Below are 9,675 nucleotides of genomic sequence, written 5' to 3' on the forward strand. Positions count from 1 at the left end.
TTCGTCGGACACCAGAGCGGGCACCATCTCGCTGGTCACCAGGCCCTCGTCGCGCGTCAATTCGTCGATGACGGCAAAGGATTCGGCGATGTTGGCCGGGGTGTCGATCACGATGGTGACGACGGGCACGCGGCGGGTCAGCGAGAGTAGTTTGTCGCCGTGGGGTTGGTGATCGCCGTGAAAACCCCAGACGCCGCGCAGCACCGTCGCGCCGTCCGCGGTCTTGGCCTGGCGCAGCCGCTGGACGATCGCGCGGTGAATCGGTGCACCGCCGTGGTGGGCCGCCTCGGAGGTGTAGACGGTCAATTTCTGCCACAGCGGCAGGCCGTGTTCGTCCACCCCGGGCAGCGCATGCGGTGGTTCCAGCAACTGACCGTCGCGCTTGCACACGCGAACCCGTTCGAGGGTGAACATCGGCCTACGGAGCAAGCCGCCAAGCTCCGGTAACACCCGACCGATGCGCTGGCCGGATCCGACGGCAACGATCATCATCGGAACGTCGGCGTTGCGCCCAAAGAAGTTGGCGCGCTGGCGTTCTCCGTGCGACACACCGTCGACCCCGAGCAGCACCGTGGCGCCGGCGAGGCCGAGCCGGTGCATCAGATCGCAGAGGGCGATGTAGGCGGGTGAGCCGTTGACGCGTTGCTTGCGGCCGACGTAAATCGTCAACTTGACCGCCTCGCGCAGATCCTCGGGCAGCTGTGGGGTCCCGATGTGCTCGTGGAGCAGCCGAGCGCGCTCCAGGGTGACCAGACCGCGCTGCTTGACCGACAGCACCGGGTCGAGCAGGGACTCGATCTTTGCTCGCGTGTCGACCGCGATGATCGCCACCGGCGGGTCCTCCGACAACGTCAGGGACTCGTCGGTGCGCAGATAGTGACCGGTGCCGAACCCGCCGATGCCGCGCAGCAGGACACCGCACGCGACGTGGTGCTGTGCGTACAAACCGAGCAGCACATCGGAGACAAAGCTGTCCCCGGTCCGCCTGCGCTCGGCCAAATAGGTGGTGAGCTTCAGGCAATCGTCCATCGCCGCTCCCGTCGCCTCTCGGCGAGCCTACCGCTCGCAGACACCAAGCGCCGCAGCGGTGTTCGACGTGACCGATGTCAGCGCAGCTGTTCGGTCGGTACCCCGTAGCGATCCTGGTAGGCGCTCACCCGCTCGCGTACCTCCACGGCGTCCAGCCCGGTATCCGACCAGGTGTACCGGCCGCGCCCGCCATCCGACGGGTGAGAGGCCAGGAAGTCGCGCATCTTCTGCTCGGCATCGGGCCGCAGCTCGCGGTCCAACCGCTCGTAGATGTCTTTGATCGTGGTCCACGGATCCGTCATGAAATCCGCGAATTGGACGTCGATCACCCGGCCCGCGGGAACCGCGCCGCCGGCCCGCAGCGCCATCTCACGCTCCAGGCCCACGACGATCTCCTTGTAGGACTGCGCCGCGCACTCAGCGATGCTGGATTCGTCGCTGCACATCCGGCGCAGGTGGTGGGTCAGCGCGGCGATCGACGAGATGACGTTGAGCGGATCACGGTGGGTCTGCACGATCAGCGCGTCGGGGTATTCGGCCAGCAGCGCATCCAGCTGCCACAGGTGCGCAGGCGATTTCAACAACCACTGGCCGGGCACACCAGACTGCAAGTGCTGCAGAAAGTTTCGGTGGAAGCGGTAGGCGCCCGCGTGGTCGGCCTCATACATCAGCCACCGGTAGTAACTCGGCAGCCGGTACTGCACCGAGAAGATCATGCTGACGAACTCGGCCGCGGTGATGCGCACGCACTCCTGGCCGACCAGCGCGCCCATCGGATGAAAGGCCAGGAAGCCGGGCATGATCTGCTCGGAAAGGTCGATGCTGGCCTGGGTCTGGGCGATCCGCGGATCGGTGCGGTAGGTCTCGGGCCGCGGCACCGGACACGGCTCGTCGACCTCCCAGGTCAGCGGCGCGCGCAGCTCGGGGTCCTGGGCGAGCAGGTCGTAGAGGATCGTGGTGCCGGTGCGAGGCTGGCCGACGATGAAGATCGGCGCCTTGACCTCCTCGGCGGCGATCTCGGGATGTTGTTTGCGCCAAGCGATTACGCCGAGCCGGTTCTTCAACGTCCGCATCAGGTCGAGGTGAGCGATCTCGACGCCGATATCGGACAGCCGCGCGTCGTTGATCAGCCCGTCGGTGACCCGGTGCAGCCCGGACCGCCAGCCCTCGTCGCCGAAGTCGTCGCTGCCGACTTCCTCGCAGGCGGCCGCGATCAGCCGTTCGGGGGCGAATCGGTCCTGCAATGTCATTTCCGCTCCTGGGCTTCGCGCACCGACACGGTGACCTCGGGCGGGCTCGGATTGTCCAGCCAGCGCAGGACGACGAAGCCACGATGACGGCCGCCGGTGTCGAGCCAATGGCCAAACCCGAAGTCTTGCGCGGAGATTGCGACCCGTACTCGCCCGTCGGGATCGGGCTGGACGCCGCGATTCGTCACCGAGCTGTGCCGACGACGCGGCTCGAGGCATTCGTGCCAGATGCTTTCCAGCGTGACGTTCCAGTACCGGGTGTCGGGCGGCGCGATGTCGAGGACGAGGGCCTGGCCGGGTTCGAGCCGGAAGGTACCCATCATGTACAGGTTGTCCGGCGTGGTGTCCGCCGCACCCAGATCGGCGGCCTCGGCCGTCAGCAGGGTGTTCGGCGTTTGCAGGAGTTCGGGCTTGATGGTGCGGTGCAACGTCGCGAGTTTCATCAGCGACCACGCCATCGCGGTGAACTGGTCGGCGAGCTCGTCGTCGGTCAGCGTCGTCACCGGGCCGGGGTCCAGCGCCTCGATGCTCAGGGTGGCCAATTCCTCGCCGGCCCGGTCGCCGATGTATTCGCGGACGACCACCGACGAGGCGTCGTCGGGGATCTGCACCCACTGGGCGCCGGCCAGATCGGACGGTTCGTCGGCCGAGAGCACCAGCGCGAATTTCCCCGAGCTGAGCGTGAGGTCGACGTCGCTGACGTAACCTGCCATCCGCCGTGGGGTGAGTCCGGTGCCGGCCAGAATCTGGAACCCGAGGTAGGCACTGGAGCCGCGGGATCCGGTGATCCGGTAGCGGCGGTCGCCGCGGATCATCGCCAGGTAGTAGTTGCCGTCGGGGTTGGGACCCCCGATCATCCGGTTCTCCGAACACATATCGAAAAACGACGGCCGCTCGGGGTCGGACTCGACCGTCATCTGCGCACACAACGACGACACCCGGGCGAGCACGCGCAGACCCTCGGCCAGTTCCCGCTCCGACTCGGCGTCCTCGGTCACGATCTTGGTGACGTCACTCAGCATTTCCTGGACGAACTGCCACGCGGCACGCGCTTCCGGGGCCGGCTGGTCGGCCGAATCGGCTATCTGAGACATCGTCTCATGCTAAGACTATGTCTTACAGTTTCGTGTCGATTCGCAAGAAACAGGGTGGGGACATGTCTGGTGCAGCGTCCGCGACGCCATCGCTGGCCGAGCGCAAGCGGGCGGCGACGCGACAGCGCATCGCCACGGCCGCAGCCCAGCTGGTTGCGAGCCGCGGCCTGGCCGGGGCCACCGTCGACCGCATCGCCGACACCGCCGATATCGGTCGGGCGACGTTCTTCCGCTATTTCAACTCCAAGGAAGACGCCGTCGCCGAGGGCATGAACGCACACTGGCTGGACCGGATCACCGCGGCGCTGGCCGCCCAGCCGCCGCAGCTGACCGCCATCGAGGCCGTGATCGGTGCGTTCGGTGAACTGGGCCGCGGCTCCGCCGAGATCGAGCCGCAGATCCGTGAATTGGCCACGCTGACAAGGTCATCCGAAACGCTGGACGCGTGGACACTGCACATCTATGTGCGCTACGAGCTGGCGATCGCCGAACTCATCGCTCCGCGGATGCCAGGGCTGACCGCGCAGGACCCGCGCCCGCGGCTGATCGGCGCGCTGGCGATGGCGGCGGTGCGCATCGCGCTCGACGACTGGCTGAGCCACGGGGGCTCCTTGCCCGACCGGGTAGGTCAGGGCCTGGCCGCGCTCACGATCGGCTGAGCCGCTCAGCTTTCGGTGAGGGCTGCCACGATGAGCCGGGTGGTTCGCTCGGCTCGCCGGCGCGAGTACGGCTGCGCACCCGACAGGATCGGGTACACCACCCCGCCGACGATCGCGTCCGCCGCCGATTCGGCATTGGCTTCGGTGATGCCGTCGGCCAGCAGCCGGGCCCGCACACTGTCATGCAGGGGCGCGCTGAATCCGGCGCGCAGCTTGACCGCGGTGTCCTCATGTTCCATGCAGGCGACGGTCAGTGTTCGCAGCATGGCCGCACCCCGCGGCGTCGTCAGGCTGGCGAACAGCTTGCCGACCCAGCCGACCAGATCGGCGCTGAGGTTGCCGGTGTGATTGACCGATGCCAGCAGCTTGTCGGCGTCTTCGAGCATCACATCGGCGACCAGCGCGGGGCGGGTGGGCCACCACCGGTAGATGGTCTGCTTGCCCACCCCGGCGCGCGCGGCGACCGCCTCGATGGTCAGCCCGTCGAACCCGCGCTCGAGCAGCAGTTCGCGCGTCGCGGTGACGATGGCCGTGCGGGACTTTTCGCTGCGCCTCCTGGGCGAGCCCGCCGGCGCGTTCACCCCGCTCAGATCGGTTGGCATCTGGTGGTCCTCGCTTCTGCGAACTCAGGTCGAAAGCCGTCGCCGGGGATCGGGCGCGCTTTACATATCCTGACTCGCGCCGGTAGTCTTCCACAAGACGAGACGGTCCGTCTTGTACGCGGGCGATCGCAAGCGCGGCAACGGCCGGGCGCAGCCGGTCGCCGCCATCAGAGGCGAAAGGATAGCAGTCCGTGCGGCCCACGCCAGTTATCTCTCGGCCGTCCTCGTGACCCTGGGACTGAGTCCGGAGCAGCAGGAGCTCAGCGACGCCGTAGCGCAGTTCGCCGCCCGCAATGCTCCCATCGCCGCGACGCGGGAGAGCTTCGACGACCTCGCGGCCGGACGCGTGCCCGGTTGGTGGGATGCATTGGTCGCCAACGGTTTTCATGCCGTGCATCTGCCCGAAGGCCTCGGCGGCCAGGGCGGAGGGCCGATCGACGCCGCCTGCGTCCTGGAATCGGCGGGCAAGTCGCTGCTGCCGGGACCGCTGTTGCCGACGGTGACCGCCGGAGCCGTCGCGTTGCTCGCGGAACCGACACCGCCCGCAGAATCATTCCTGCGTGACCTGGCGTCCGGCGCCACCGCGGCGATCGTGCTTCCCGACGACAACCTTTCTGCGCGCTTGGACGGCGGGCGGTGGCTGGTCACCGGCACCTCGCGGGTCACCCAGGGAGTGTGTGCGGCGCGTACGATCCTGCTCGGTGCCCACAGTGATGACGGCGAAGTCGTCTGGCTGCTGGTGGACCCCGAAAACCGTGCGGCCACAGTCGAACCCGTTACCGGCACCGACCTCGTCGCCGACGCCGGCACCCTCCGACTCGACGACTACCCCGCGACCGAGTCGGAAGTCCTCGGCGGCATCGACCCCGACCGTGCGCGGTGCGTTGCCGTGGCTCTGGTGGCCAGCACGCTGGCCGGCGTTGCGCAATGGTGCGTCGAGGCGGTCACCGCGCACTTACGCATCCGAGAACAGTTCGGCAAGGTGATCGGAACCTTCCAGGCGTTGCAACACCAAGCCGCCATGCTGTTGGTCAACAGCGAACTGGCCACCGCGGCGGCCTGGGACGCGGTCCGCGCCGTCGACGAACCGCTCGACCAGCACCGCCTCGCGGCGGCCGGGGCGGCGACCATCGCGGTCTCGCCGATCCCGGACCTGGTGCTCGACGCCCTGACGATGCTCGGGGCCATCGGCTTCACCTGGGAACACGACATGCACCTGTACTGGCGGCGGGCCATCAGCCTGGCGGGATCGATAGGTCCGGCGAATCGCTGGGCGCGGCGGCTGGGCGAGCTCGGGTGCACCCAGACGCGCGACATGTCGGTGAATCTCGGCGACGCGGAATCGGAATTCCGGTCGTGGGTCGCCGAGACGCTGGATGCCGCAACGCAATTGCGCAATGACAAGCCCGCGCCGCATGGCGACTACCCGGACCAGGCCTCCGGGCCGCAACGCACGTTGATCGCCGACGCCGGTCTGATGGCGCCGCACTGGCCGGCACCCTGGGGCGTTGGGGCGGATCCGCTGAAGCAGCTGATCATCGACGAGGAGTTCGCCAAGCGGCCCGGGCTGGTTCGGCCATCGCTGAACATCGCCGAGTGGATCCTGCCCTCGGTCATGGCCGCTGCACCAAAAGATTTGCAGCAGAAGATAATTCCGCCGACCCAACGCGGTGAGATTCATTGGTGCCAGCTGTTCAGCGAGCCGGGCGCCGGCTCCGACCTCGCGTCGCTGACCACCCGGGCGACGAAGGTGGACGGCGGTTGGCGGATCAACGGCCACAAGATCTGGACGTCGTTGGCGCAGTACGCCGACCTGGGAGCGCTGCTGGCCCGCACCGACCCCGAAGCCAGCAAGCACCGCGGCATCGGGTACTTCATTCTCGACATGCGATCGCCCGGCATCGAAATCCAGCCGATCAAGACCGCGACCGGGCAGGCACACTTCAACGAGGTGTTCCTCAACGACGTCTTCGTTCCCGACGAGATGCTGCTGGGCGGCGTAGGCGACGGTTGGAGCCTCGCGATCGCGACGATGGCCGAAGAACGTTCGGCCATCAGTGGATACGTCAAGTTCGACCGGGCCATCGCGCTGCGCCGGCTCGCCGCTCAGCCCGGACCCGACCGTGATGACGCCTTGCGTGAGCTCGGCGAGCTCGACGCCTACACCAACGCCATCCGAGCGCTCGGGGTGCGCGAAACCATCCGGCTGCTCGACGGGCAGGCGTCGGGCCCGGCGTCCAGCATCGCCAAGGTCGCGATGAATGTGCTGCTGCGCCGGACCTTCCAGGCCACGCTGCAGTTGACCGGGCAGGTCGCGATGGTCGACGACCCCGACGCCGCGGTCGTGGAACCCTATCTGCATCTACCGGCCGAGCTGATCGGCGGCGGGACGAGGGAGATCCAGCTCAACATCATCGCGCAGATGATTCTCGGCCTACCCCGGAAATAAGGACACAGCATGGGATTACGCGGAGAAGCCGCGATCGTCGGATACGTCGAACTGCCGCCGGAACGCATGACCAAGGCGACACCCGCGCCGTTCGCTATCGAACAGTGGGCCGAACTCGGCGCCGCCGCGCTGGACGACGCGGGCCTGCCCTTCGAGGTCGTCAACGGGATCGTCGCGTCACACCTGGCCGAGTCGGAGATCTTCGTCCCCTCCACGATCGCCGAATACCTGGGCGTGGGAGCGAGATTCGCCGAGCACGTCGACCTCGGCGGAGCCAGCGCCGCCGCCATGGTGTGGCGGGCCGCCGCCGCCGTCGAACTCGGCATCTGCGACGCGGTGCTGTGTGCGCTGCCGGCCCGCTACATCACCCCGATGTCGCCGAAGAAGCCCAGATCGCTGGGCGACGCGTTGTATTTCGGTTCGTCGAGCAACCAATACGGCTCTCCGCAAGCCGAATTCGAAATTCCCTACGGCAATCTCGGCCAGAACGGCCCGTACGGCCAGGTGGCCCAGCGTTATGCGGCGGTGTACGGCTACGACGAGCGGGCCATGGCCAAGCTGGTCGTCGACACCCGGGTCAACGCCAACCACACCGACGGCGCGATCTGGAAGGACAAGCCGCTCACCGTCGACGACGTGTTGGCCAGCCCGGTGATCGCCGACCCGCTGCACATGCTGGAGATCGTCATGCCCTGCGTCGGCGGCGCGGCGGTGGTCGTCGCCAACGCCGACCTGGCGGCCCGGTCACGCAATCGGCCGGTGTGGATCAAGGGATTCGGCGAACACGTGCCGTTCAAGACCCCGACGTATGCCGAGGATCTGCTGCACACACCGATCGCGGAAGCCGCCGACACCGCGTTCGCAATGACCGATCTGACCCGCGACCAGATGGACATGGTGTCGATCTACGACTGCTACACCATCACGGTGTTGCTCTCGCTGGAGGACGCGGGCTTCTGCGAGAAGGGCAAGGGCATGGACTTCGTCGCCAACCACGACCTGACCTTCCGCGGCGACTTCCCCCTGAACACGGCCGGCGGCCAATTAGGCTTCGGCCAAGCGGGATTGGCCGGCGGCATGCACCACGTCTGCGACGCCACCCGCCAGATCATGGGCCGCGCGGGCGCCGCGCAGATCGCCGACTGCAACCGGGCCTTCGTGTCCGGCAACGGCGGCATCCTGTCCGAGCAGACCACCCTGATCCTGCAAGGGGACTGACCGATGAAGTTCGAACGACCGATGCCCGTCAAAACGCCGACCAGCGCACCGTTTTGGGATGCGCTGGCGCAGCATCGCATCGTCATCCAGTACTCGCCGTCGCTGCAGGCCTACGTGTTCTACCCGCGGGTGCGCGCGCCGCGCACCCTGGCCGACGACCTGGAATGGCGGGAAATCTCCGGGATGGGGACCCTCTACTCCTTCACGGTGGCCCATCGCCCGGTCAGTCCGCATTTCGCCGACGCCGTGCCCCAGCTGCTCGCCATCGTCGAATGGGACGAGGGCCCAAGGTTTTCCACCGAGATGGTCAACGTCGACCCGGCCCGCCTGAAGGTCGGTATGCGGGTGAAGCCGGTGTTCTGCGACTACCCCGAACACGAGGTCACGCTGCTGCGTTACGAGCCCGCCTGACCTAGGTCGACGACCGCACCACCAGGCGGGCGATGTCGGTCAGCTCGGGAGATGGCGGGGCGGGGTGCCCCAGCCGCTCGAAGACCGCGGCGAGCGCGGCGTCGGCGACCGCGCAGGGATCGAATTGCACGGTGGTCAAGGGTGGCGTGCTCACCATGCCCATCGGGCTGGCGTCGACGCCCATCACCGCGAGGTCGCCCGGACAGCGCAGCCCCGCTTGATGAATGCCGTACAGGACCAGGCAGGCGATCTCGTCGCTTTGTGCGCACACCGCGGTCACCCCGTCGCCCACCCAGCCGGCGACCACGTCGGCGGCGTTGTCCAGGGTGACCTCGTCGACGCGCAAATCGGGAAGGCCGCGCAACTGCGCCGCCCGGGAAACACCCTCGAACCAGTAGTCGCCCAGCGGGCGCCATCGGGCAATCCCGGTGTAGGCGAACGCGATCCGGCGATGGCCTCGCTCGATCAGGTGATCGACCCGCATCTCGCCGATGGACAGATGCGGGTCTTTGAGAGCGGGTAGTGTGCCGATCTCGATATGCGGAATGCCCGCGGTCGTCACGGCTTGCCGCGCGGCAGCACTCAGCGGGAACAGGCTGGTGACCGCGACGGGGTCCAGATTCTCGATCGCGTCGACCACGTGCTGGTCAGCATCGGCCTCGAAGATCTGCACCTGAAGAAAGCCCTCGCGGGCCAGCGCGGTCGTCATTCGGCTGCCGGCCTGCATCGGCATCTCGCCGACCGCCACGTGCGGCACCACGTAGAGCACTACTCCGCTCTTGCCGCGCGCGAGGTTGCGGGCGGCCAGGTTGGGCCGGTAGCCCAGCAGTTTGGCCGCGCGGTACACCGCGTCGCGGGTTTCCGGGGAGATGCGGCGGCCCCGCGCGTTGTTGAGTACATAACTGACCGTGGCGGTGGACACGCTGGCCAGTCGGGCCACGTCGGCGGTGGTCGGACGCGCAG

Annotated in this window: 9 protein-coding genes; 4 read left to right on the forward strand and 5 right to left on the reverse strand. The window is 67.7% G+C overall.

Features of this window, described 5'->3' with window-relative positions:
• From A5708_RS13630 to A5708_RS13640, 3 genes are all read right to left on the reverse strand, one after another.
• Positions 1-1,029: DUF190 domain-containing protein (locus A5708_RS13630; protein WP_065029141.1), on the reverse strand; the 1,029-nt coding region annotated here is incomplete at its 3' end.
• A 77-nt stretch (positions 1,030-1,106) separates the two neighbouring features.
• A complete protein-coding gene (locus tag A5708_RS13635; protein WP_065029142.1) occupies positions 1,107-2,279 on the reverse strand; it encodes a sulfotransferase family protein in 1,173 nt (390 codons plus the stop codon).
• Complete coding sequence (locus tag A5708_RS13640) at positions 2,276-3,373, reverse strand: DUF1214 domain-containing protein (RefSeq protein ID WP_065029143.1); 1,098 nt, start codon at positions 3,371-3,373, stop codon at positions 2,276-2,278. The genes A5708_RS13635 and A5708_RS13640 overlap by 4 nt, the downstream gene beginning before the upstream one ends.
• A 62-nt stretch (positions 3,374-3,435) precedes the next feature.
• On the opposite strand from A5708_RS13640, the gene A5708_RS13645 reads away from it, so the two are divergent.
• Positions 3,436-4,032, forward strand: a complete 597-nt coding sequence (locus A5708_RS13645; protein WP_065029144.1) for a TetR family transcriptional regulator — start codon at positions 3,436-3,438, stop codon at positions 4,030-4,032.
• A 5-nt stretch (positions 4,033-4,037) separates the two neighbouring features.
• Here the strand turns inward: A5708_RS13645 and A5708_RS13650 are convergent, their stop codons facing one another.
• A complete protein-coding gene (locus A5708_RS13650; RefSeq protein ID WP_065029145.1) occupies positions 4,038-4,634 on the reverse strand; it encodes a TetR/AcrR family transcriptional regulator in 597 nt (198 codons plus the stop codon).
• Positions 4,635-4,860: 226 nt separating this feature from the next.
• Between A5708_RS13650 and A5708_RS13655 the strand changes: the two genes are divergently transcribed.
• The 3 genes from A5708_RS13655 to A5708_RS13665 are packed head-to-tail and all read left to right on the forward strand — an operon-like array spanning position 4,861 to position 8,712.
• The gene (locus A5708_RS13655) at positions 4,861-7,083 is read left to right on the forward strand and encodes an acyl-CoA dehydrogenase (protein ID WP_065029149.1); all 2,223 of its coding nucleotides are present in this window, start codon (positions 4,861-4,863) and stop codon (positions 7,081-7,083) included.
• 9 nt (positions 7,084-7,092) lie between these two features.
• Entirely contained in the window at positions 7,093-8,301 is a 1,209-nt protein-coding gene (locus A5708_RS13660) for a thiolase family protein (RefSeq protein WP_065029146.1), read from the forward strand.
• 3 nt (positions 8,302-8,304) lie between these two features.
• The gene (locus A5708_RS13665) at positions 8,305-8,712 is read left to right on the forward strand and encodes a Zn-ribbon domain-containing OB-fold protein (protein WP_065029147.1); all 408 of its coding nucleotides are present in this window, start codon (positions 8,305-8,307) and stop codon (positions 8,710-8,712) included.
• A 1-nt stretch (position 8,713) separates the two neighbouring features.
• On the opposite strand, the gene A5708_RS13670 is transcribed toward A5708_RS13665, so the two are convergent.
• Positions 8,714-9,675 (reverse strand): LacI family DNA-binding transcriptional regulator (locus tag A5708_RS13670; protein WP_231117909.1); only part of this gene is annotated, 962 nt, incomplete at its 5' end.

It is taken from the genome of Mycobacterium colombiense, from assembly GCF_001672755.1.
In the GTDB taxonomy this organism is placed as follows: Bacteria; Actinomycetota; Actinomycetes; order Mycobacteriales; family Mycobacteriaceae; genus Mycobacterium; species Mycobacterium colombiense_C.